The sequence below is a fragment of the Gracilibacillus saliphilus genome, from assembly GCF_010994085.1.
Lineage (GTDB): Bacteria > Bacillota > Bacilli > Bacillales > Amphibacillaceae > Gracilibacillus > Gracilibacillus lacisalsi.
Map to the genome: position 1 here is coordinate 1 of NZ_WJEB01000011.1, position 24,604 is coordinate 24,604.

A 24,604-nucleotide genomic window follows, 5' to 3' on the forward strand; every position below is an offset into this window, starting at 1 on the left:
CTAGCTAGTTCTCTGGCAACTTTTATGATTTACTGGCAACTCTAGCTAGTTCTCTGGCAACTTTTATGATTTACTGGCAACTTCGGCTAGTTCTCTGGCAACTTTTGCGATTTAATTTATGCAAAAGAAAAATGCCGGTGATTTCCATAAGAAAGCCGGCATTCCATATGTTCAATTAACTACTTTTTGATTCTGCACCGCTAATCGGGCCATTGACGGTTAGCCCAAGTGTCTCTTCTGTTTCCGTATGAATTTCCTGGAACATTTCAGGATTTTCTGCTAGCGACACACCATAAGATGGAACCATTTCTTTTATTTTCGGTTCCCATTCTTTTATATGTTGCGGGAAACATCTTTCCAACACTTCTAGCATAACTTGTACTGCAGTAGAAGCGCCTGGAGATGCACCGAGCAATGCGGCTATCGACCCATCTTGAGCACTAACAACTTCTGTTCCAAATTGTAGTGTTCCTTTACCGCCTGCTTCGGTGTCTTTAATAACTTGTACACGTTGACCAGCTACGACTATGTCCCAGTCCTTGCTTTTTGCATTCGGAATAAATTCACGTAATTCATCCATGCGTTGTTCTTTCGATGACAGCACTTGTTGGATCAGATATTTCGTTAATGCCAGCTCTTTTGCCCCTGCTGATAGCATGGTTAAGACATTACTCGGTTTGACTGAACCAAGCAAGTCGAAATTGGAACCGGTTTTTAGAAATTTTGGTGAGAAACCGGCATATGGTCCGAACAGTAATGATTTTTTGTTATCGATAAATCTGGTATCAAGATGTGGGACAGACATTGGCGGAGCACCAACTTTAGCTTTGCCATATACTTTTCCATGATGCTTCTCTACAATTTCAGGATTGTTACATACCATAAACAGACCACTTACCGGGAATCCTCCAATATTTTTGGACTCGGGAATGCCCGTTTTTTGTAGTAAAGGCAGACTTCCTCCTCCACCACCAATAAAAATGAATTTTGCAGTATGAAATTCTAGTTTATCGTTATCTAGATCATGCACTTTTACTTCCCAGGAACCATCACTGGTTCGTTTAATATCTTTCACACTATGCTTATAATTCACTTCCACGTCCGTTTCCTCTAAGTGATCGAACAATTTACGAGTTAAAGCACCGAAGTTTACGTCCGTTCCTGAGTCGATTTTGGTTGCTGCAATTGGTTGATCTTGGGTACGGTCTTCCATTATAAGTGGAATCCATTCCTTCAGTTTCTCAGGGTTATCAGAGTATTCCATATCTTTAAAGAGCGGAATATTTGATAACGCTTCAAAACGTTTTTGCAAAAATGCTACATTCTCTTCCCCTTGAACTAAACTCATATGTGGGATTGGCATGATAAAATCTTGTGGATTCTTAATCAGATTACTTTTAACTAGATAAGACCAAAACTGTCTCGATACTTGAAACTGTTCATTAACTTTTACGGCTTTAGTAGTATCGATTGATCCATCTGCCTTTTCCGTTGTATAGTTAAGCTCGCACAATGCGGCATGACCTGTACCCGCGTTATTCCATTCGTTAGAGCTTTCTTCACCTGCTTTATCGAGCTTCTCGAATACTGTAATATCCCATTCTGGTGCTAACTCTTTCAGCATTGATCCTAAAGTCGCACTCATAACTCCGGCACCAATTAAGATAACATCTGATTTTTTCTGTGTGTCGCTCATTAAAACCTTCCTTTCTTATCTGCAAAAAAAAGAGTAGGCTCTCCTGCTTTGGTATAACAAAAAGCAAGGCATTATTCAGGAATAAACCTTTTCTTCCCACTTCTAACTATCACCAGTATATTAAAATTATTTAAATATCTACTATCATCTATCAATTATAAACTATTTAAGGTTGGAAAAAAAGTAAGAATAATGTCATAAGTGTCTTGTATATAGCACTAATAATTGGGAATAAGTGATCCATACTAAAAACAGGAGGTGTCCAGATAGGCATAAATCAATTATTTAACTTTTCTCCCTTTAACCTTTAAAATGGAAAATATAGAAAAGTTAGAAAGGGTGAAGTACATGAAAGTATTAGTTGTAGGTGCAAATGGTCAGATAGGAAAACATCTTGTAAAATTCATACAAGAAGAGGACAATTTGGAAGCAAAAGCAGTGATTCGAAAAGAAGAACAAGCCGCTTATTTTCAAGATTTAGGTGCTGAAGTGGCGATTGTAGATCTGGAAGATGATATTGATGTAATCGCTAAGGCTGCCGAAGGAGTAGATGCGATTGTATTTACAGCAGGATCTGGCCCACATACCGGCAAAGACAAAACCCTTATGATCGATCTAGATGGTGCTGTTAAAACAATCGAAGCAGCAAAACAAGCTAATGTGAAACGATATGTTATGATCAGCTCATTTGATACAAGTCGTGAAGCAATCCAATCAGCTCCAGAAGGTTTTGCGCCATACGTAGTGGCAAAACATTATGCGGATGAATGGCTGACTACCACTGATTTAGATTATACAATCATTCACCCTGGTGGACTAACCAATGAGCCGGGCAAAAACCAAGTACAGCTAGCTGAAAAAGTAGAAAGAGGACAAGTTCCGCGAGAAGACATTGCAAGGGTAATTGTAGCTAGCTTGAACAATGATTCAACGATTGGCAAGAGATTTCAAGTGGTAACAGGTGATACTCCCGTTGAAGAAGCGATTAAATCGATTTAAAACCATAAAGCATTGTATAGACAGATCCATTTCCCTGTTTGGTGGAATGGATCTGTTTATTTTCATCCATTGAATTTTTCCTTAAAGTTCTGTCACAAATAAACTACATCCCTCGTCTTGAGTTATGAAATAACAAAAGGAGGCTATCTTATGACTAAAAAATGGGATGTAGTCATTGTAGGTGCGGGATTAGCAGGTTATGTTGCAGCTAATTATCTAGCTAAAAGCAATTTGTCGATATTAATATTAGAAAGAGGTAAGCATGTTGGTGGAAGGGCAAAAACAGATAAGGTAAAACACCAATACTTTAATCTTGGCCCACATGCTCTTTATAAAAAAGGAAAAGCGAAACCTATTCTCGAAGAATTAGGTATTAATCTTAATGGTAAATCACCAAAATTAACTGGCTTTATAATCGAAAATAATACGAAATATGTTGCACCTTTTACTCCTTCAAAGCTTTTTTCAACAAGTTTTCTTAATTGGAAAGAACGTTTGGAATGGATTAGCGCTTTGATGAAAGTAAATAGAGTGAATACCGAACATTTAGCTGACCTCACATTCCAACAATGGGTTAAGCAAATCACATCATCGCCAAAAGTAGTGTCATTACTTTATTTATTAGCAAGACTTACGACTTATTGTCATGCACCTGATGAGGTGAGCGCTAAATTAATCGTATCACATTTGAAAGTTGGCATGCGCGGCGTACTATATCTAGATGGCGGTTGGCAGACGATGATTGATCAACTCCACAATAAAGCGGTTATTTCAGGTATTCAGGTACAGTCAAACTCTGTGGTAAAACATATCGTCCCAGCAGTTGATCAGCATAGATTAATACTGTCTAATAACGAGGAAATACTCGCAAACAAGGTGATTTGTACCACTCACCCTCAAGAACTTAATGACATGCTAGATGATCATCTTCAGCATCGTTTTTTTACCCAAATAACACCTGTAAAGGGAGCAACTTTAGATGTCGCTTTAACACAGCTTCCTAATCCAAAGCTATCGTTCGCTATGGGAATCACTAACCCTCTCTATTATTCTGTACATTCAAATGTTGCCCACCTCTCTGATGACAGAAAAAGTACGATTCTTCATGTGTTTAAATATCACTCTCCTAATGTGCATATAGATGGGAAAGAGGTAAAAAACGAGCTTGAACTATTTTTAGAACAACTACAGCCTGGGTGGCAGCAATATGTGATAACCAAACGCATTCTCCCTAACATTACAGTAAACCAACGCTTACCTCAAGTAGGGGATGAACAAAAGCTTAAACGTTCTGAAACGGATATCCCTGGCTTGTATATTGCAGGAGATTGGGCTTCTGCTAACTCAATTTTGTCAGAAGGAGCAATCAGCAGTGGGAAACAAGCAGCTGATGAAATAATAAAAAAAGAAAATGGGATGATATAATGCAAATTAGTAACGAAGAGTATCAACAATTTAAACCATTATTATTTTCATTAGGGTATCGATTATTAGGTTCCGTATCAGAAACCGAAGATATAGTGCAAGAAACTTTCTTAAAAGCGTTCGAAATAACAGAACAGGAGATAGAAAATAAGAAAGCATATCTCTGCAAAATGATGACGAACCGCTGTCTTGATCTACTGAAATCTGCCCGGTATAAACGAGAGCAATACGTGGGACCATGGAATCCCGAACCTCTATTGCTAGAGCCATCACCTGACTTTGATCCAACTGAGGTAGTGCTACAAAAAGAAGGGTTAAGTATCGCGTATTTACGAATGATGGAACATTTAACACCAGATGAAAGAGCTGTCCTTCTTCTAAAAGAAATATTTGGCTTTCCGTACGCAGAAATTGCAAACGTTATTGCAAAGAAAGAAGAAAACTGCAGGAAAATTTTCAGTCGAGCCAAGCAAAAAATCTCACTCATAAAAGGTGAAAGCCTAAACTATGAGAAAAACAAATCTATTATCACTCGTTTTATCCAAGCATTTCAAACAGAGAATATGGATACTTTATTAGAACTTATCTCTGAAGATGTTACGCTATATTCTGATGGCGGAGGCAAAGTCCATGCTGCTATTCGTCCAGTTGTATCACTATCCAACGTATTGGCATTATTATACGGCATAGCCAAAAAGGCTCCAGAAGACTTTTATCTCGATATTAAGAATGTTAATGGTCAGCCGGCAATTGTGATTTATATAAATGGAGCACTTCAGAGCATCATGAGTTTTTATATTAGTAACAACAAAGTTCATGAAATATATCTAACCGTAAATCCTGATAAGTTGCCCTAAGAATTTCTTTGCATAGCTTGTCTCCTTTAATGCATATATATAGATTATCAACGACTAAGGAGGCTTTTTATGCCAAGAAATATTTCATCCTATCAACTTATTAGATATGTTGTTGGCTATGTATTTATCGCTTCTGCTCTAATGAAGTTAGTAGTTGCTGATTTTACCGGGCCATTTGCTAATTACGGTGTACCCTACCCTCAAGCAGCGGTTTTAATTGTAGGTATTACAGAATTAATATGCGGGGTATTAATCGTTTTTAATTACTATGTAAAAAAGGCTGCTATTCCACTATTAGTCATTATAGTCGCTGCAATTTTCCTTACGAAGGTGCCTGTGTTACAAGCAGGGCTACTTGAATTCGCATTTGAAGCAAGATTAGATATTGTCATGTTTTTTCTCCTTTATATTCTTTGGAAAGACTAAAGTAAAAGACTTTTCATTAGCTCCACTATCTTTATAAACTACGCACTAACCCAGGTCCATCCGCTATTATTCATTGATTGATAATAGCGGATGGCATTTTTATAACTTTTAGAAAAAAGCCGCCTTCTATAATAATGCTCGCCATCTCTTCTGCAAATGCTGATACTTCTTCTGTACTAGCAGAAATTTGCTTTGAAACACCTTTACTGACGTACACTAAATTAAATACAGCAGAAAAAAAAGCATATTATTTATTATCTTCTAACCAATTCAACCATCTCCCCCTTTAGAATTCTTTAGAAGTCCCAGAATCATGAATAGATCGATTCAATGATTCCAGATCACCATAATAGTTGTTATGACTTTTTTACCTTTTATCTTGAATATGATCAACCATAAATAATTTGATAGGAATATATACACCATATATAATTTTAGCTGTATTCTTCTGGAAACGCGTCAATGCCATCGGTGGTATTTCTTCGATGATTGTAGGTGTTGTAATAACATTAGTTTGGGAAATTATACTCAGTAAACCATTTGACTTAAATACGGATATTGTATTAATAGTTGTATCGTTAGCCACACAGAAGGAAACAACGAATAATTCCTGATAGGAGTGTCAAATATGCAAGAACGATTAGCAAAAGTAACGGAATGGATGAACGAGAAGAATATTGAAGTATCTTTCTTGAACTCAACCGAAAATGTCTTTTATTTATCAAATTTTTATACAGACCCACATGAACGTTTGATGGGAATCCTTGTATTTAAACAAGCACAACCAGTATTTGTCCTACCTGAAATGGAAGCAGGTCAATTAAAAGATGCCGGATGGGAATACGACATTATTGGATATTCTGATCACGAAGATCCATGGCAACTTATTCAAACTAGATTAGAAAAAAAGCAGCTAGAAAATGTGGAAGCAGTTGCTTTTGAAAAAGAAGTTCTCACTTACAAACGGAGTGAAGAGTTTCTATCCTTCTTCCCAGGGGCAAAAGTCATATCTATAGAAGAAAAATTAAATGACATGCGTGTTGTGAAGAATGAGGCAGAAATCATGATCATTCGGCGCGCTGCAAACATGGCTGATTATGGAGTTCAAGTAGGCATTGATGCACTCGAAGAAGGTATTAGTGAAATGGAAGTATTAGCAAAAATCGAATATGAATTGAAAAGAAAAGGAATAAGAGAAATGTCCTTTTCGACCATGGTTCTATTTGGTGAAAAAACGGGAGACCCTCATGGAAATCCCGGTGATCGAACATTAAAAGCCGGTGATATGGTTCTCTTTGATTTAGGAGTTATACTGGATGGATATTGCTCAGACATTACACGAACCGTAGCATTTAAATCAGTAACAGACAAACAAAAAGGGATTTACCAGACCGTATTAAAAGCGCAACAAGCTTCCTTAGAGATAAGTCAGCCAGGTAATCGTATTGGAGATTTAGACAAGGCTGCTCGAAATATTATTACCGATGCAGGATACGGTGACTACTTCCCACATCGGATCGGCCATGGCATGGGGATCAACGTCCATGAATTCCCTTCGATAAGTCATCTAAATGATGGCATTCTTACTAAAGGAATGGTTTATACGATTGAACCAGGGATATACATTCCAGGAATCGGTGGTGTTAGAATAGAAGACGATGTGCTAGTCACTACGGGTGGATATGAAACATTGACCAAATTCCCCAAAGAACTTCAAATAATAGAATAATTTAAGGCTAGTGCGCTCTAAGTGCAGTAAAAATACCCATATAAGGAGCTTTTCAGTTGCTTATACGGGTATTCATTTTTTCAGCTGATACCAAGTTCCATTCCTAGTCGCTGATGGATACTTAGACATAATCTGCTATTAATTAATGCACCAAATTGACTTTGACAAGTTAGAGAAAATCGGATGAATGAAAGACGAGCGTTTCGCTGAATCGCTTGAAAACGATGGTTTATTTGTTATGCACACAAACAATTAACATAAGTATGATTTAATCAAAATTTTACATTTAGCAGCACAAAAATAGGTTACAATTGTAAGTAAAATTGGATGATATGAACTATTCTCCATGCTTGAGGTGGTGTTTAATATGTTCGCAGGTCACTTCGGAGTTGCCGCTGCAGTAAAAAGTAAAGCGCCAGAATTACCGGTTTGGTCACTATTAGTTAGTACACAATTACTTGATATCGCATTTATTCCATTTTATTTAGCAGGATTAGAATATATGGAACCTATCGGTGAGGGTGGCTATGCTAATATGATGATTTATGCATTCTACACTCATTCTTTAGTGGGGGCACTGTTACTTTCACTTCTCTTTGGAATACTTGGTGCTAAATTTTGGGGTAAAAAATCTGGAGTGATTATAGGTGCTGTTATATTTAGTCACTGGATTTTAGATTTGCTTGTTCATCGGCCGGATATACCTATTTTCCCAGGAAATGCAGGTAATTTTCCGCTTCTTGGTTTAGGACTATGGCAGTCTGTGCCTGCAAGTATTCTAGTGGAATTCCTCCTTATTGCTATTGGTTCCTTTCTGTATTTCAAATATGCGCTCAAATCTTCAGGACCTGAACACAGAGTGAAAGGAATTGTAGCTGGATGTGTGATGACTGTATTTCTTTTCCTTTCTTTAGGCTTTGATGCGTTTTTATAGGATGAGAAGATCCTCCCGCAATGGATAAGCCAATTGTATGGTAACGATAAAGAATATGATTTCGAACATATGTAAAAAAAAGCTCTACCATTTGATAGAGCTTTTCTCACTTCATCCTATTAATCAACCGTAATAACAATCTTTCCTACAGCGTGATGCGTTTCGCTTAATGCATGAGCATCATAAACGCCTTGCTGTGTTAATGGGAAAGTGCTACCCACAATGCTTTTCATTTTTTTCGCTTGTAGTAGATCAGCTAACTTACTAAGTTGTTTACCTTCGGGTTGCAGCCAAATTCCTTTGGTCTCCACATTTTTCTCTTTTGCTTTTTCCTGATCTGGTGCGCCTACCACGGTTATGAGTCGCCCAGTATTTTCTTTCAGGACATCAAAACTGTTAAGTTGTACCTCGCCACCCATTGTATCTAATACAAGATCAATATCTTGTACGACATCTCTAAAATCAGTAGTGCGATAATCAATGACCTCATCTGCACCAAGTGATCGAAGCAGTTCATGGTTCTTTTCACTTGCTGTCGTATATACATACGCACCTGCTTCTTTAGCTAGTTGGATTGCATACGTTCCAACTCCACCTGCACCAGCATGAACTAACACTTTCTCTCCTTCTTTTAGGTGTCCATGATCAAATAAACCTTGGTAGGCTGTCATTCCTGCAAGTGGTACTGCTGCCGCCTCTTCAAATGATATATTAGCTGGTTTTTTCGCTAATAAATGATCATCAACAACAGTATACTCCGCATAAGTACCGAAACGTGTTGTTTCTGGACGGGCAAATACTTCATCGCCTTCCTGCCAATCAGATACTGCTGATCCAACAGCTTCAATAACGCCAGCGACATCCCAACCTAGAATAATTGGAAACTCCCAATCAAACATTTGTTTTAAATATCCTTCACGAAGTTTCCAATCAATCGGATTAATCGACGTTGCTTTCACACGCACTAATACCTGATGCTCCCCTAGTTCCGGTAGAGTTACTTGGCCTTCTTCTAATACATCTTTGCTACCATATTTATTAATAATCACGGCTCTTGTTTCCATGATAATTCACCCCTTTTTTATTATTCAGAGTCACTCAGTCTGAGATGGATATAGTACCATTTTTAGTATGACCAAGGAAAATATTCTGATTCTATGAATGTGCAGGATAGTGCTCCACACTTGCTTTTGTTTCATGCTTAACTGTATATAATAATGCTAATCCACCAACTAATAACAGTGAACTACTGAAATAAAAGACAGTAGAAATAGTATACAAGCCAGCGATCCAGCCACCAATAACCGGTCCAATAATGTTTCCTAAGAAACGAACACTAGTATTGTAACCTAACACTTCACCTTGAATATTCAATGGTGTTACTTGGCGAATATATGCTGTTCTAATTGGGATCACACCACCAATTGCTATACCTAATAAGAATCGAACGATCACTAATTGCCAGATATTATCAACTAAGGCTCCTGGTATGAAGAATACCGCAGACAACATTAATAAAATGATTAAGACCTTTTCATAACCAATTCGGTCTCCTAATTTACCCCAATTACGTGACATAAAAAGATTTCCAAGTCCTGCTGCGGAAAATGCAAGCCCTGAAAAGAAAGCAATACTATTCGCTCCATGTATTTCATCAACATATAAAGATAAAATTGGCTGAATACTAAAGTTTGCAACTTGAACAAACATCGATACAACCATAACCATCACAAGCACAGGATTACTCATAATGTGTTTAAGGACTTCTAAAACTGAGTAATTTGTGCTTTCTGCCATCGTTGTTTCAAATTTTACCTCTTTCACACCAAATACGACAAAGAAAGCAGCGATAAACAATGTAACAGATGTTAGTTGGAAAGTTGCGGCATAGCCAATCGTATCCGCTAATATCCCACCAAACAATGGGCCTAATAAGCTACCTGTTACATTACCTGTTTGCAATGTTCCTAACACCTTGCCAGCGGTATGCTTTGGTGTTTGAGTAGAAATAAATGCTTGTGACATCGAAATAAAACCAGTAAAAAATCCCATAAACATGCGTAAGATAAATAGCTGTGGGACATTTGTTACAAATCCCATTAGTAACACACAGATCCCTAAACCAAAACCTGCTATCACTAAAAATGTTTTACGACCATGTTTATCACCAAATCTCCCCCATATTGGTGAGACAATAAATGCAATTAAAAATGTAATAGCAAATACCCAACCAGACCATTTTTGCACATAGCCGTCGGTATAATTGCCTAATGTTCCAATATATAAAGACAGAAATGGTATCACCATCGTCATACTTGCTGCAATAAAAAAGTTCGCAAACCACATAATGGACAGATTACGCTTTGCTAGTTGTTCTTGATTTAAAATAATAATCCCTTCTTCTATTTATTTCGTCTCTCTAAATAATATGATACTCCTATTCTTAATAAAGGGAAAACACTATGCACCTAAGCTGTATAATTCACAATATTATGGCAATTCTATACCGGAATGGAAACCATCTTGAGTAGCAGATGTCAATTATTAGCTCATAGCCTAGTTCTATGGATGCAAACTTTCGCATACCAAGCTAAATTTATTGTCAATCTAACAAGTGAGATATTATCATTTATAGCGAGTTTAGTTATTAAGGACTAAAAAAAGGAGTGGATATCCATGAGTAAAGTTGCGATTATAACCGGTGGCGGTAGTGGATTAGGACAATCTACCGCATATCGATTAGCACAAGAAGGTGTAAATATTACAATAGCTGATGTAGATGAACAAGGTGGCAACGAAACCGTTGAAAAATTAAAAGAAATCGGCGTAGATGCGATCTTTGTTAAAGCAGATGTTTCTAAAGCAGAGGATGTAAAGCGATATGTAGATCAAACGGTTGAACATTTCGGTACAATTGATTATTTCTTCAACAATGCTGGCATCTCTGGAAGTGGTGAATACTTCCTAAAAACGGAGGTTTCAGAAATTGAACAGATTGTCGGGATCAATCTATTAGGAGCGCTATATGGTGTACGATATGTAGCTGAGATCATGCTTAAAAATGGTGGCGGTTCGATTGTTAATACTTCTTCAAGCGCAGGTGTGACTGGTCAAGATTCAGTTGTTACTTATTCTGCAACGAAGCACGGTATTGTCGGTCTAACCAAAAGTATGGTTGCCGAATATGCAAAAGATGGATTACGTGTAAACGCAATTGCTCCAGGTCCAACAGAAACACCGATGGTCAAAGAATTTTATGAAGCAAACCCTAAAATGAAAGAAAATGCAACGAGCGGTATTCCTCAAAAGCGTCTGGGTACACCTGAGGAAGTAGCGGAACTAGTTACGTTCTTACTAATGTCCCAAGCACAGTATATTAATGGTGAAGTAATTCGCATTGATGGCGGATTTACCAATACAAAGTAAATTGAGATGATGATCGGGTGTTAGCGTCTGTTAACCCTACTTTATTCGCCATTAAAAATTTGAAGTGGCGGTCTTACAGACGTTAGCACCATGATAATATACTAAAAAGGAGTACTACATGAATCAGATAGAAGCTTTTATAACATCGATACCTTATATTAAATCAATCATGCGAGAAGAAGTCATGATCACCGTTTTTGATCATGAGAAATATTTGTACTACTCGCCTAGCTCAGAATTAGATTTCGGACACAAGCCAGGTGACCCATTACCAGAAAGTTACTTAAATTATGCAATGGTCAACAAAGAAGGTACCACGGTTGTACCTGTCTCTGCAGAAGAATTCGGAATACCTTTTGATAGCATTTCCATTCCGGTCAAAAATAATGATGGTGACATGATAGGTGCAATTAATGCCGCCGTGAGTACCAAAAAGAAAGAGGTTTTACATAGTATTATTGAATCTGTCGAAAAAATTGCCGATTCCTTAACAGAAAGAGTAAATGACATTGCTCAAAACGCAGAAAGTTTAACGGATAAAACAGCAACTATGCAAGAGCAAACGAACAATACAGTAGAATATTCTAGCAACATTAAAGATATTGCTGGCACTATCAACAACATTAGTGAGCAAACAAACTTACTTGGACTAAATGCATCCATTGAGGCAGCTCGGGTCGGCAATGCTGGGGCAGGATTTGGAGTAGTAGCGGAAGAAATTCGAAAACTTTCGAATAATTCTAAGTCTGCTACTGGGCAAATTGAAGAAACACTACAGAATATCACCAATTCCTTAACCGAATTGCAAAGCGATTACGAAGAAATTTCTAATACATCTCAAAAAGAAGCAGAACTTGTCCATGAATTTATTAATCAAGTAAACGAATTAAAAGCAACCTCTGATAAATTGAAAGATTACATGAAAGATAGTTTGATTCACTCGCAATAACCTAATACAGCACTTCAAGTGGATCTTCAGTTCTCGCTGTCCCACAGGAGTCTCCGTATTATGCCTCCGCTAAGGGAATAGTCTATCTTTTGAAAGTTCATTTGATTGGTATAAGCAAGTAATGGCTACGAATGAGAAAGAATTATAAGAGTGGCTCAAGTGCGTTACTTTTTGCGGTAGCGCACTTTTGCTATCATCTCACCTTTTCCTTTGCCATCAAAAGAAAAAGCGAGATGAGTAAAAATGCGCACAATGCGAGAAACGGAATCGTAATAAAGCCAAGCCAGTTTATGTACATCCCATTACACGGTACACTCTCACTGCAATGAGAAAGAGAGCGAAAGAAAGTGGTTTTTTGGTCAAAGTAATGGAAAATACTTAACCCAATACCTAATAAGCTGAATGGTAGCACATAGATTTTTACACGATAGTCATTGTAATAAGCGGCTATGCCAAGAATGATAGAGAGTGGATACATCAAGATTCTAGAAAACCAGCATAATTTACAAGGAGTAAAATGTAGGATTTCACTAAAAAACAAGCTACCTATTGTTGCGATAACCGAGACCATCCAGGCAATATAGATAAAATACTGTTTCATTGGCGATTACATCCTTACCCATGGTTTTAATCCCATTATAGATTTCTATGTAAGATTTGACCTTAAAAACCATTTAAGATTACTAGAATTTATGCTCCACTATGAATATCTGCTCTTTTATATAAACTAAAACAAATCGACAATGGGACTACTAAGCAAACGGCTAAGGTTAAATAAACAGGTGATACATCCACATTCATTAATTCCAAGAAATCATACGTCACTAATACTGGCCCTGACCATGGATAATAAATACCTAAAGGTGTAGTAGCTAACAACCCACACGAAAAGCCTGCAATAATTCCAATCCCAATCGAGACAATATAATTTTTGAAAAGAATGCTAAGCATCACAATAATTGGTGTGATGGCAAAATGAAGAAATACGATTACCAGATTTAAAACTAAAAACTCTCCAAGTAAGGAAAAGCTTAGTGTCTGGTCCACTCTAAACATTCCGAATAATAAAGTAAACAAGAATGATAAAAATATAGTAGCAAAAATCAGAAGAAAAATGACAATAAATTTTGCGATTAATATTTGCTGCCTTGATCGTGGATAGGTAAAAAGCTGGTTAATCGTGTTTTGCTGATATTCTTGTGCGATAATAAATCCAGCAAACAATGCAAATAATGGAGCTCCTATCATGAGGTTGATATAGGTGGAGGATTTGACTAAGACATCTGACCACAATAAATCATTATTATTAGGAGAAGCAATACTAAAAATGGCATTAGCCAAACTGCCCATGATAAACAATAAAGCAATCCAAGATCTTTTCAATTTTAATAGTTCTGTTTGAATAATACTAAGCATAATCTTTACATCTCCCCTTCACTTTATATGTTCATTTTAAACAATGACTCTTAAAAAGATGTAAAAAACAACTTAAATATTTCTTAAAGTTTTACGCTATATATCTTTGTCAATAAGAGGGAAATGTACAGAAAAAGTAGTCCTTTCCATAGGGATACTACTTACCTCAATCGTACCTCCGTGCATTTGTACTAGCTTTTTTGTGATCGTTAAGCCTAGACCACTACCTTTGAACGATTTCTGACTTCTAGATCTCTCACTTGTATAAAGCCTTTCAAACAACTTGGAAAAATCGTTTGCTGGGATTCCTTGGCCTGAATCCCATATTTCAAGTACTACCTGATCATTTTCCTTCACTACATGTAAGCCGACTTTTTTCCCATCTTTACCGTATTTTAACGCATTGGAAATTAAATTATATAAGATCCTGTCTATACTTAATTGATCTCCTTTTATATATACAGGTTCTCCTGGAAGATCTACCTCTACTTCAATTCCTGCATCGACAAAATCCTGATAAAACATTAGGATCGTTTCTTCCGCTTTTTCCTTTAAATTAACTTTTTCCATTTTTAACGAGATATCTTCTGATTCAATCTTTGCTAATTCAAAAAAATCATAGATTTGATGATTCAGTTTTTCTGCTTTCATCCTGATAATTTCGATAAACTCTTCTTTTTCTGCACCTGTCAGATTAGGATCATTTTTGATCGCTTCTAAATAGCCCAGAATAGACGTTAACGGAGTCCTTAGATCATGTGACATATTAGCAATCATTTGCTTGCGCGTTGATTCTAAATAAGACTGCCTTTCCGCCATTTTCTGAATCGCTTGCAACAATTTATTTAGCTTAATAGCGAGTTTAACCATTCTTCTTGGTGTATAGGGCATTACAAAAAATCGCACATTGTAATTACCTTCGATTGCTAAATCTATATTTTTATTCCATCTCTTAACCGACACGTTTATTTTATAGAGATAGTACAAAAGTAGAGACATCGCAATGATGAACAGGATAAAGATTACTAAGAATTCCACTTATATCCGATCCCCCAAATCGTTTGTAAGTATTTTGGTTTTGCAGGGTCATCCTCAATTTTTGTCCTTAATTTACTTATATGAACCATAATCGTATTCTCATCGGTTACATAATTCTCCTGCCATATACTATGGTAGATTTGAGATTTTGGAAAAACCTTTCCGGGATTACGCATCAATAATTTTAACAATTCGAATTCTGTTTTCGTCAGATTGATCGTTTTATTTTCTTTTTTAAGTGTGTACGTAATGAGATCTAATTCGAATATTCCCTTTGTTATTTTTGTAGGCTGCTGATCATGAATATCATTGAGATAGAGGTACCTTCTTAGCTGGGCTTTGACCCTTGCTATCAGCTCACCCATACTAAATGGTTTCATGATGTAATCATCTGCCCCTAATCCTAGTGTAAGGATCTTATCCACATCTTCATTTTTTGCAGACAGAACGATGATCGGTATATTTTTTTCCATTCTAAACCGCCTTAACAACTCAAATCCGTCTATTTGAGGCAGCATTAAGTCTAGTATGACTAAGGAATAGCTGTTTTGCTTAAAAAAACGCTCTGCTTCTTCGCCATTGTACACTTGATCAATCAAATATCCTTCTTTTCTTATATATTTGGAAACAAGATTATTAATCTCCCTATCATCTTCTGCATGAAGAATTTTAATATCCATCTGAACCACCTCCTTTTTATTATTACATTAAATCATGTGAAATTCATTAAAATATGACATAATTTCCAAATTTAAGGTTTAATTAAGACTTTTCTTATAGTTATGTAATATTGTTAAGGTAGAATGAATTAAAGATTATTATCCCATAAATGGGTAAAAATGAAAATAGGAGGTATACCATTGAAAAGAGTTCCATACATTCAACAAATGCAGGAAAGTGAATGTGGACTTGCCTGTATTGCTATGATACTTCATTATCATCAACATCATATCTCTTTGTCCGATATGCGAAATCATTTTAAAGTTTCTAGAGATGGCTTATCATTCAAGGATTTAGTGAACATTGCTTCCTATTATGATTTAAACACGAAATCCTATCAGTGCCCTACTGCCCAACTACACAAAATGAAATTACCGTGTTTAATTCATTTCGATAATAATCATTATGTCGTTTTAAATAAGGTAACCAAGCGTAAAGCCTACATAGTCGACCCTAACAATGGAAAAGCCAAAATCCCTTTAGAGGAATTTCAAAATCGTTACTCTGGTTATTTAATCGAATTCACGCCATCCAAGAATTTTAAGAAGATGAAAGCACAAGGCAATTTCCGCTCTTTTGTTGAAATCATTATTCAGAATAAGAATCTGATTATGTTCATCTGTGTGTCCTCCTTGTTATTACAAATATTCGGGATCATCACCCCGATCACGATTGGATGGATAACAGACAATGTAATCGTACCAGAAGATACAGAAATCCTTCCTACCATCCTGTACATCATCCTTAGTTTATTCTTGTTTTATGAAATATTTTCGATTTTAAGATCCTTTCTGATAGCCAAAATGCAAACATTATTTGATGAAAGTTTAATGAAAAGATTTGTTAGTCATCTGCTGAAACTTCCTTATTCATTTTTCGAGGAAAGAAGTGTTGGAGATTTAGTATTTAATTCTAATTCTCATATTATTATCCGACAGATTCTCTCCAACCGATCCATCACGCTTATGATCGATATCATCCTGTTATTCACCTATGCAACCTTTATGTTAATACAATCAGTCGTTATGGGCATGCTCGTCATCTCCTTAGGCATCATGATATTCCTATCCGTACTCATCAGTAGATCAGTAACGAAACGACTCACAGATAGAGATGTCAATGCCCAAGCAAAAACGCAAAGCTTTCTCGCTGAATTTTTACATGGGATGACAGATGTAAAAACATTATCTGTTGAAGAACAGGTTTACGAGGGCTGGTGGAAGAAATTTAGCCATCAAATACAAATAACACAAAAAAGAACTTTTTGGACCTCTAGCCTCGACTCTTTTGCAAACGGCATCCTAGTTTTAGCTCCGGCTCTACTTATCGCAGTAGGGGCTTACTATGTGATAAATGGACAAATCAGCTTGGGAACCTTATTAGCTTTTAATGCTCTGTCCGCCGCTTTTTTAGCACCTATATCATCCTTAGGTCAAACATATAATGATTGGTTACTGATAAATTCTTACATCCAAAAAATAAATGACGTCATGTTAACCAAAACTGAGGAAGATCAACAAACAAAAGGTATAACAAACATATTAAAGACAGATCCTCCGAGGCTCCAAGGGCAAATTGAGTTACATCATGTAAGTTTTCAATACGATGATTTTAGTGATCCAATCCTTAAAGACATTCATCTTAAGATATCACCGGGAGAGAAAATTGGAATAGTAGGCTCTTCTGGTTCAGGAAAAAGTACGTTAGCCAAATTATTCTTAGGTCTATACACTCCTTCAGAGGGACAAGTTCTATATGACGGTATATCTCTACAAAGATTGAATTTACCTAGCTTAAGAAAACAAATCGGAACGATATTACAGGAAACCACGTTATTCAATAAATCTGTTTTAGAAAATATACGAATGGAAAATAAGAATATTTCTAATGAACAAGTTAAACTAGCTGCAGAACTGGCGTATATCCATGATGAAATTATTAGCTTCCCTATGGGTTACCATACGATTTTGACCGAAGGAGGTGAGAATTTTTCTGGTGGACAGCGCCAAAGATTATTAATTGCAAGAGCTATAGCACAGCAACCATCCATTCTGATTATGGATGAAGCAACCAGTTCATTAGATTATCAATCGGAAGCTATTATCTCTGAGAATTTACAATCACTAAATATTACTCAAATTATCATTGCCCACCGATTAAGCACCATCAAAGAAGTAGACTGTATTTATGTCATGGATAAAGGAAAAATAGTAGAGAAAGGCACACATGAGGAACTATTAAACAAAAATGGTCAGTACTCAGCTCTTTATCGTGGACAGAAGCAGAATATAAAGGAAGAACTAATCGGTAATTAAAAAGGAGGAAATAAATAATGTTCATCACATTAATTAATGAGGATGAAAGAACATTACAAAAATTGAGAAATTTGCTTACGGAATATAATTTTAATTTTGTTTATGTTAACGACACTGTTGAGCTACCAGTAGAATCAAATAATGTAAGCGTACTTAGCTCCAAATCCTTAAAACATATGACGAAAAGCCTCCCTTTTTATTATAGATTCCATGAGAATATCATCCTAGATGTAAGAAAAAGATCTGTCTACAGAAAAAAGGAAAACCTCGAGCTTCCTTTATCTACAATTGAATATGAAATTATCTGTCTGTTATTAGAAAACTTAAATTCAGTTGTAACAACAGATCGACTACTTGACCAGGTTTGGGGAATTGATACACCCGTTGGTACAGATAATCTATATGTCTATATCAATCGATTGAGGAAAAAAATCGAACCATATCCAAAATATCCCTCGATTCTTATCACACATAGAAGATATGGCTATGAGCTTAAGCGCATGGATCATCTTCATTATTTAGAGAAGGAAGAGTAAGGTGTCTTCCTTCTCTTTCTTAATGAACGTCAATCTTTCGATAATAACCAATACTTAGCATTAACGGAATATAAAAAACAAGGATCAAAGAAACAATGGACAGGTTATAGCTGAAGGAAGCAAAGTTATAATAATCGGTTAAGCTAAATGCAATACGAGAAGGGATAGACCATGGGAATAGTGTCGCAATATCATACTCCATAATCAAACCCGCAACAACGGCCAAAATAACAGACACAAACATGGGTAGTAAGATATTTTTTTTCCATACAGTAAGAAGAATCGATAATGGAATTAATGCGAATTGCATCAGGATAACTAACAAATATATAGTCAAATAGTGAAGCAGCATCTCTTCATCTACAGAAGCCTTTAGAAAGCCTATCCCTAAGCCCAAGCTAATAAGAAAGGAAGAAAAAATAACGAAAGTCATCAGGATAAGAATGACCGTCATTTTCCCTAACAAAAAGTGTAACCGTGAATAGGGATAAGTAAATAAATAATTCACGGTTCGCTGCTGATACTCCATAGAAAAAATGTAGCTCGCTATTAAAGCAAACAAAGGGACACCAACGATAAGATTTAGGAAAGCTAAATTCCCTTGCAATAAAGTGAATAAATAATTCGCGTCTTCCCCTTCTTGTAGCTTTGTCATATACAAAGGTAAGAAGCTTAAGATGATCGGGACAATCGTAGCAATCGGCAAAATCCAAAGAATAATCGAACGTTTCAGCTTTAATAATTCGGTATAGATCACATTAAAAAACATCTAGGCCCCCTCCGTAAGCTCTATGAAATAATCTTCCAATGTATCTTTGGAAATATCTATCTTATTTACATCAATATTGTTTTGAATAAATAGCTTGTTTATCTTCGTACTATCATTTAAATTTTCATATACTCGGATAATTCCTGGTTCAACAATTTGAAAATCATGGATGTCAAGTTTTTCTTCTAATAAGAAAGTAGCCATTTGGTCATCATTGACTTGAAACTCTATATAATGTCTGTTCATTTCTCCTATTGTTTCCGAGCTAATCTCTTTAAGCAATTTACCTTTATGAATAATGCCGATCTTTTCGGCTAATTGCTCCACCTCACTTAAAATATGACTAGATATTAATACTGTAATATTTCTTTCCTTTGCTAAATGTTTAATCATCTTTCTTACTTCTTTTATCCCACTAGGATCAAGTCCATTTGTTGGCTCATCTAAAAGTAGTAGCTCAGGCTCGTGTAAAAGAGCACGAGCAATTCCTAACCTTTGCTTCATACCTAGTGAATAGGTTTTAACCCTTCGCTTTTTAGATTCGAATAAATTAACCTGCCTTAATGCATCGTCCACCGCATTTTTATCTGGATAACCCATTAATCGTCTATGAATCTCTAAGTTTTCTTCACCAGTAAGATTTGGATAAAAACCAGGTGTTTCGATCATCGCCCCTATTTTCTCAAATGGACGATTTTGTTTGCTTGCATTAATTCGCTCACCAAATAGCTCCATTTCTCCTCGTGAAGGTTTAATTAAACCTACAATCATTCTCATCGTAGTCGTCTTCCCGGCACCATTTTGCCCAAGAAAGCCATATATTTGCCCTTTTTGAATATTCATATCTACATTGTCTACGGCTATAATATCGTTATATTGCTTCGTCAAACCCATTGTTCTTAATACATAATCCAATTTCCTCACCTACCCTATATATCATTACTTCTACTATAACCGATATTTCTTAATCAACTTTTAAGATCATCTAAAAAAAACCTTAAAATTATATTGCAAAAAACGGCCTAAAGCCATCACTAACCATCAGCTGGGAAATAGACCACCACTGATGGTAGCGTCAAATTACTTATTAACGGCCTTTTGATATTCGACGAAGTTCCTCTTTTGACTATTTTTTGGAGGCTCTAAATATAATGGAGAAGGGACTTCATGAGGTCTTGCTAGCTGGAGAAGTCCATGTCCAATTCCAGAAAGCCCGAGCATAAGGCCAGGCATTTGTACCCCTGGTATGGAGCCACACGCCCAGTCTGACACAGATTCAATCGTCTTTAAGATATGCTGAGCCTTTAGATCCACCATTTTTTGTAGAGATGAATCATTTGATTTTGCTGCAGCAAATTGCAGGAACAAAAGATTTCCTAAATCACCATGACACAAACAATGACTATCATTGATCGTTTCCTTCGTTAATTGAGTCGTAATCCTGATTTCTTCCTTGAATTGTTTATCCTCGAAGCTATCACTCATTAACATTCTGGAAATACCGATTCCAGGAGCTCCATTACACCAGTGTGGACCTACTAGCTGTTGATCCCCAGGAACACGGTAATCTAACCAGTTATTATGCTCAGGAAGAAACAGTGATCTTTCATATTCTAGTGCCTGTTGCGCCATCTGCTTAAAAGAAGAATCTCCCGTATGATCGTATAATAAAGAAAGGGACCAAGCAATTCCAGCACTACCATGGGAAAATCCAACAACAGGTCGGTGAGCAGTGCTATTAACCCAGCCATATCCATGCTCTGTTTTTTGGGCATTGCAGATGAGGTGCTCTCCACAATGAAGCGCATTATCTAGAAAAGCTTTATCTCCCGTTACATTATACAGCTGTAAGTATACAGGAATAGCACCGGCCACTCCTCCTAACACATCATACTCTTTATCGTGATCTATATAATCTTTTAAGTGATGTGCTTCAACGATCGCTTGTTCCAATAGATCGGTATTATTCCAGATCTGTGATAAATGAATCATCGTGTAAACAACAGAGTTATTACCCTGATAGGCGGAAATATTCTTCAAATATTGATCATTTTGTGTGAAATATAAGGCTGCATTTAGTGCAGCAAGAGATAAATCCTTGAATTTTTCTATATTCGTTTCCTTTGCTAGATAGGAGGTGAAATAGGCAATGCCAGATAAACCGTTGTAAAGACCTGCATCTAATAAGGAATATTGCCATTGGGAATAGTTACCCATCCACTGTAATCCTAACCAAGTAACGTCCTTTCGATCATTGCCCCAAATCGCTTTAGAAGCTAAGTGATTCCCAATATCAATGGCCGCATCCAAAAAGTCGCCGCGATTCGTATCATCATAAATGGAGGCACCATGATCGGAGGATATAGCGCTATTCTTTTGTTTTACTTGTTTAAATTCATGGTCTTTGTTGCCAACACCTAGTGATGCTTTGATAATTTCCGTTTGATCCTCGAGATCATCGTAGCTTAAGTCCTCACACCTTTTTAACACTTGTGAAAAGCTGTCTTTTGGAAAATAGTCCTTTATTTGTTGATCATTACTTGTCCAAAGGTCCTTCGAATCAGGCTTGGTATAAAAATAAGGGATGTCACCTATCAGCAAATCATCTATTTCTGCTGAGACGACTTTTTTAAGATGCATTGCCTTATCTAAACCTGACCATAGTCGACCCATTAATCGCTCTCGATCGATGCCATTTTGTAAAAAATCCGGATGGTGACCACCTTCTAACAATAAAGCATATACATAGGTTGGTCGTAGCACTTGCCGTGTCTTGTCTTCTTTAAAAATAGTGATAAACTGACGTAACTCTTCCTTATGCTCCATCAATAGCTTATAAATCGTTTCAAAACCATTAATTAAATCCTCCTTGTAATGCAATAATTCAATTGATTCTCCATTTAATACGGGCAAATTATTTGCATCTCTTGTTGTGCCTTTTCTTCGAACAACCTTCATTTCATCTGTACCAATATTGTCCCAATCCATTCTCGTAAAAGGGGTTTGCTGCCCGCCTTTACCACCTAATCCACTTATTTCTGACATTCCTTGGTCCTGATTATATCCACCTACTAAAAACGGAAGTAATTGTGTTCTTAATACACTACTTTCTAATTTTTCCTTCGCGTGCATCATAGCAGAAGAACGAGGGCCGGGAGCATCTTCCCTATGATGAAAGAGAGATTCTAAATCAATCAAAACAGGATATTCACCAGAGGCAATAATATTTTCATAATGAAAATCAGTTGCCTCTAGCAGATATAGAACGCCTAAATATCCACCTTGTCTAAAATAGAAATTCTTCACTTGCGATTCTTGCTCACAGTCCTTCTTGTCGATAAATTCCTCCCATCCATATTCATCATGATCGATTATCTTTTGTATAGGAAATGGACAGGTAAATCCTTTCTGGTTGATCCAGGATAATAGATCTTGGAAGTGCTTACTAATGGCCAATGACTTCGGCTTGTATAAGACTTTCTTTCCATTGTTAAAATAAAAAACCAACACACTCTTCCCTTTTCGATGGAGATCAGAAATTCCACCTTCTATCTTTTTGATACTGTCTACAGACAGCTGCATTTGGATCTCCATTTGTTCTTTATCCTGGTAAAATCTTTCGATTGCTTCTGTGATAAAATGAACCCAATTCTCTGTATATGTAACAAAAAGTCTAATGAGTACTGGATAATCTGTTAAAGTTTTATTCAGAGCATCTATTTCTAACACTCTATTCCGAATAAAACTATTATATCTTTCCTTAGAATCTTCTCCTTCTAATTTGTTCAGCATCTTATCAATATGCATCTCCAGTGTATAAGAAGGGGCTGCAACTAAGGTTAACCTTCTACACAAATTATAAAGTAGATCCTCATTTAATGATCGAATAGACTGTTTATCTAGTTCATAGGTTTTAGATAAGTTATTCCATAGGTTAGTAAGTTGGTCCTTTGCCCATACGATTAATGGGGATACTCCCCTGGAGAAAGGGAAATCCATTGGTTTCATTAAGGAATCTATTTCCGATTGTGGCTTTCTACGTGTTATCTCTATGATTTCCTCCCATTTATGCATCCAAGCATGCTCTGTCACCCAATCCATATCTCTTCGTTTATCAATATAATGCAAAAACTCCTGATCACTTAATTGGTAGGAGCTTAAATATTCGTCCAGTAGCTCTTTTTTATTGACGCCGATTTCCTTGCACCATTTTTCATATAATGATCTTGCCTTTTCCTCATCTATAAAAGCAGAGAAGTTATCTGTTAAAACTCTTTCTGATAGATAGCTTCCTAGTTTGTATTTTCCTTCCATGATTAAATCCTCCTTTTTAAATAACAAAAAGGATGAAGAGACACGTAAGAACCTCTCCACCCTTTGTTGTGATTAGCAACATCCAGACCAAGAACATACTGTGATTCCGTTATCACAAGTACAGTCACCTGTAAAAGAAGGAATCCAGCCTGGGCCACAGTCACCACCTACAATGTTAGATAATACCTCTGCATCAATTTCAGTTGCAATATTTCCTGATGGGTGATTCATAGCCATTTCCTCTCTTAGCTCCGGATTTTTTAACGCAGCAATTTGCTTTTCCATGAACTTCACCTCCCTTATTGTTTATAGTTTATTTATAAACTATTTCGATTAGATGCGTCCTTAAAACAACCTTTAATTTTCACTTTTTTCAATCGCTTCTTTAATATCTTCAAAATTTGCATTTACACTTTTTCCATTTACGAAGACAGTAGGCACTGAATTAATATTATGCTCTTTTGCAAAGTCTCTGTCTTTCTGTACTTTTTGTTCTGATGCGTCTAAATCAGTAAAATCTGTTGTAGGAGAGAGATTCTTCGCTATATCTAATATTTTTTGTTCGGTAAGTTCAGATTCCCCATATAATTCATGATAAAATTGCCAGTACAACTCCTCGTCCTCAGCCAGAATCGATTCCCCTAAAACACTGGCATAGGTAGATTCTGGCTGTTTGACAAATGGATTATCAATGAAATACATTTTAGCCTTTCCTGTATCAATTAATTCTTCTCTTATCGCAGGGAACTCTTCCTGCGCGAATTCTTTACAATCAGGACACATAAAATCGCCAAATTCAACTATGGTAGCTTCCGCATCCTCATTCCCTATCATAGGTTGGTCTTCTATTGGTAGATTTTCTATAGGGGCCGTTTCAAAATTAGTAAACAATAAAAATATCACCACAGCCAGAACGATGACACCACTTGATAATACGATTTTTTTCATAGAATCCTCCTTTTAATGAATCAATTGTTTGTTAATATTATATTGAATCTTAATATTATTAACCTTAATACAGGTTTAAGGTTCTTTTGACATAAGGTGAGGAAAGT

At 36.4% G+C, this 24,604-nt stretch carries 24 protein-coding genes; 11 read left to right on the forward strand and 13 right to left on the reverse strand.

Annotated elements, in window-relative coordinates; translation table 11 throughout:
• Positions 1-175: 175 nt before the first annotated feature.
• Positions 176-1,696: a malate:quinone oxidoreductase gene (locus tag GHT08_RS10455; protein WP_163581356.1), complete on the reverse strand. Its 1,521-nt coding sequence runs from the start codon at positions 1,694-1,696 to the stop codon at positions 176-178.
• Positions 1,697-2,044: 348 nt separating this feature from the next.
• On the opposite strand from GHT08_RS10455, the gene GHT08_RS10460 reads away from it, so the two are divergent.
• From GHT08_RS10460 to GHT08_RS10475, 4 genes are all read left to right on the forward strand, one after another.
• Positions 2,045-2,695, forward strand: coding sequence for an SDR family oxidoreductase (locus GHT08_RS10460; protein ID WP_163581357.1), 651 nt, complete (start codon positions 2,045-2,047; stop codon positions 2,693-2,695).
• 150 nt (positions 2,696-2,845) lie between these two features.
• The gene (locus GHT08_RS10465) at positions 2,846-4,120 is read left to right on the forward strand and encodes a phytoene desaturase family protein (RefSeq protein WP_163581358.1); all 1,275 of its coding nucleotides are present in this window, start codon (positions 2,846-2,848) and stop codon (positions 4,118-4,120) included.
• Positions 4,120-4,977 (forward strand): RNA polymerase sigma-70 factor, encoded by an 858-nt coding sequence (locus tag GHT08_RS10470; protein ID WP_163581359.1) that lies wholly within the window; start codon positions 4,120-4,122, stop codon positions 4,975-4,977. Before GHT08_RS10465 ends, GHT08_RS10470 begins: the two co-directional genes overlap by 1 nt.
• A 69-nt stretch (positions 4,978-5,046) precedes the next feature.
• Positions 5,047-5,403, forward strand: coding sequence for a DoxX family protein (locus tag GHT08_RS10475; RefSeq protein ID WP_163581360.1), 357 nt, complete (start codon positions 5,047-5,049; stop codon positions 5,401-5,403).
• Between the two features lie 70 nt (positions 5,404-5,473).
• On the opposite strand, the gene GHT08_RS10480 is transcribed toward GHT08_RS10475, so the two are convergent.
• The gene (locus GHT08_RS10480; protein ID WP_163581361.1) at positions 5,474-5,620 is read right to left on the reverse strand and encodes a hypothetical protein; all 147 of its coding nucleotides are present in this window, start codon (positions 5,618-5,620) and stop codon (positions 5,474-5,476) included.
• Between the two features lie 268 nt (positions 5,621-5,888).
• On the opposite strand from GHT08_RS10480, the gene GHT08_RS22395 reads away from it, so the two are divergent.
• The 3 genes from GHT08_RS22395 to GHT08_RS10495 all read left to right on the forward strand — a co-directional run bounded on the left by GHT08_RS22395 (position 5,889) and on the right by GHT08_RS10495 (position 8,066).
• Positions 5,889-6,017 carry a hypothetical protein gene (locus GHT08_RS22395; protein ID WP_272953893.1) on the forward strand — a complete coding sequence of 43 codons (129 nt, stop codon included), beginning with the start codon at positions 5,889-5,891 and terminating at the stop codon, positions 6,015-6,017.
• 14 nt (positions 6,018-6,031) lie between these two features.
• Entirely contained in the window at positions 6,032-7,132 is a 1,101-nt protein-coding gene (locus GHT08_RS10490; protein ID WP_163581362.1) for a M24 family metallopeptidase, read from the forward strand.
• Positions 7,133-7,499: 367 nt separating this feature from the next.
• Positions 7,500-8,066, forward strand: coding sequence for a permease (locus tag GHT08_RS10495; protein WP_163581363.1), 567 nt, complete (start codon positions 7,500-7,502; stop codon positions 8,064-8,066).
• A 119-nt stretch (positions 8,067-8,185) separates the two neighbouring features.
• On the opposite strand, the gene GHT08_RS10500 is transcribed toward GHT08_RS10495, so the two are convergent.
• Together GHT08_RS10500 and GHT08_RS10505 are read right to left on the reverse strand one after the other, a co-directional pair.
• On the reverse strand, positions 8,186-9,130 hold the full coding sequence (locus GHT08_RS10500) for an NADP-dependent oxidoreductase (RefSeq protein WP_163581364.1): 945 nt from the start codon (positions 9,128-9,130) through the stop codon (positions 8,186-8,188).
• Positions 9,131-9,221: 91 nt separating this feature from the next.
• Complete coding sequence (locus GHT08_RS10505) at positions 9,222-10,412, reverse strand: MFS transporter (RefSeq protein ID WP_163581365.1); 1,191 nt, start codon at positions 10,410-10,412, stop codon at positions 9,222-9,224.
• 330 nt (positions 10,413-10,742) lie between these two features.
• Here GHT08_RS10505 and GHT08_RS10510 point away from each other — a divergent pair, with 330 nt between their 5' ends.
• Together GHT08_RS10510 and GHT08_RS10515 are read left to right on the forward strand one after the other, a co-directional pair.
• Entirely contained in the window at positions 10,743-11,492 is a 750-nt protein-coding gene (locus GHT08_RS10510) for an SDR family NAD(P)-dependent oxidoreductase (RefSeq protein WP_163581366.1), read from the forward strand.
• Positions 11,493-11,610: 118 nt separating this feature from the next.
• Entirely contained in the window at positions 11,611-12,441 is an 831-nt protein-coding gene (locus GHT08_RS10515; protein ID WP_163581367.1) for a methyl-accepting chemotaxis protein, read from the forward strand.
• A 193-nt stretch (positions 12,442-12,634) separates the two neighbouring features.
• On the opposite strand, the gene GHT08_RS10520 is transcribed toward GHT08_RS10515, so the two are convergent.
• The 4 genes from GHT08_RS10520 to GHT08_RS10535 all read right to left on the reverse strand — a co-directional run bounded on the left by GHT08_RS10520 (position 12,635) and on the right by GHT08_RS10535 (position 15,575).
• A complete protein-coding gene (locus GHT08_RS10520) occupies positions 12,635-13,042 on the reverse strand; it encodes a disulfide oxidoreductase (protein ID WP_163581368.1) in 408 nt (135 codons plus the stop codon).
• Between the two features lie 89 nt (positions 13,043-13,131).
• Positions 13,132-13,857 (reverse strand): ABC transporter permease, encoded by a 726-nt coding sequence (locus GHT08_RS10525; protein WP_163581369.1) that lies wholly within the window; start codon positions 13,855-13,857, stop codon positions 13,132-13,134.
• Positions 13,858-13,953: 96 nt separating this feature from the next.
• Positions 13,954-14,895 (reverse strand): sensor histidine kinase, encoded by a 942-nt coding sequence (locus GHT08_RS10530; RefSeq protein ID WP_163581370.1) that lies wholly within the window; start codon positions 14,893-14,895, stop codon positions 13,954-13,956.
• Positions 14,883-15,575, reverse strand: a complete 693-nt coding sequence (locus tag GHT08_RS10535; RefSeq protein ID WP_163581371.1) for a response regulator transcription factor — start codon at positions 15,573-15,575, stop codon at positions 14,883-14,885. Before GHT08_RS10535 ends, GHT08_RS10530 begins: the two co-directional genes overlap by 13 nt.
• Positions 15,576-15,755: 180 nt before the next feature.
• Between GHT08_RS10535 and GHT08_RS10540 the strand changes: the two genes are divergently transcribed.
• Both GHT08_RS10540 and GHT08_RS10545 read left to right on the forward strand, forming a co-directional pair.
• Positions 15,756-17,930 (forward strand): peptidase domain-containing ABC transporter, encoded by a 2,175-nt coding sequence (locus GHT08_RS10540; RefSeq protein ID WP_163581372.1) that lies wholly within the window; start codon positions 15,756-15,758, stop codon positions 17,928-17,930.
• A gap of 17 nt (positions 17,931-17,947) precedes the next feature.
• Positions 17,948-18,466 (forward strand): winged helix-turn-helix domain-containing protein, encoded by a 519-nt coding sequence (locus tag GHT08_RS10545; protein ID WP_163581373.1) that lies wholly within the window; start codon positions 17,948-17,950, stop codon positions 18,464-18,466.
• A 19-nt stretch (positions 18,467-18,485) separates the two neighbouring features.
• Here the strand turns inward: GHT08_RS10545 and GHT08_RS10550 are convergent, their stop codons facing one another.
• The 5 genes from GHT08_RS10550 to GHT08_RS10570 form a co-directional block, all read right to left on the reverse strand.
• Entirely contained in the window at positions 18,486-19,235 is a 750-nt protein-coding gene (locus tag GHT08_RS10550) for an ABC transporter permease (protein ID WP_163581374.1), read from the reverse strand.
• Positions 19,236-20,150, reverse strand: coding sequence for an ATP-binding cassette domain-containing protein (locus tag GHT08_RS10555; RefSeq protein WP_163581375.1), 915 nt, complete (start codon positions 20,148-20,150; stop codon positions 19,236-19,238).
• 165 nt (positions 20,151-20,315) lie between these two features.
• Entirely contained in the window at positions 20,316-23,549 is a 3,234-nt protein-coding gene (locus GHT08_RS10560) for a type 2 lanthipeptide synthetase LanM family protein (protein ID WP_163581376.1), read from the reverse strand.
• Positions 23,550-23,621: 72 nt separating this feature from the next.
• Positions 23,622-23,834, reverse strand: coding sequence for a plantaricin C family lantibiotic (locus tag GHT08_RS10565; RefSeq protein ID WP_163581377.1), 213 nt, complete (start codon positions 23,832-23,834; stop codon positions 23,622-23,624).
• Between the two features lie 72 nt (positions 23,835-23,906).
• Positions 23,907-24,497 (reverse strand): thioredoxin domain-containing protein, encoded by a 591-nt coding sequence (locus GHT08_RS10570; RefSeq protein WP_163581378.1) that lies wholly within the window; start codon positions 24,495-24,497, stop codon positions 23,907-23,909.
• Positions 24,498-24,604: the final 107 nt, after the last annotated feature.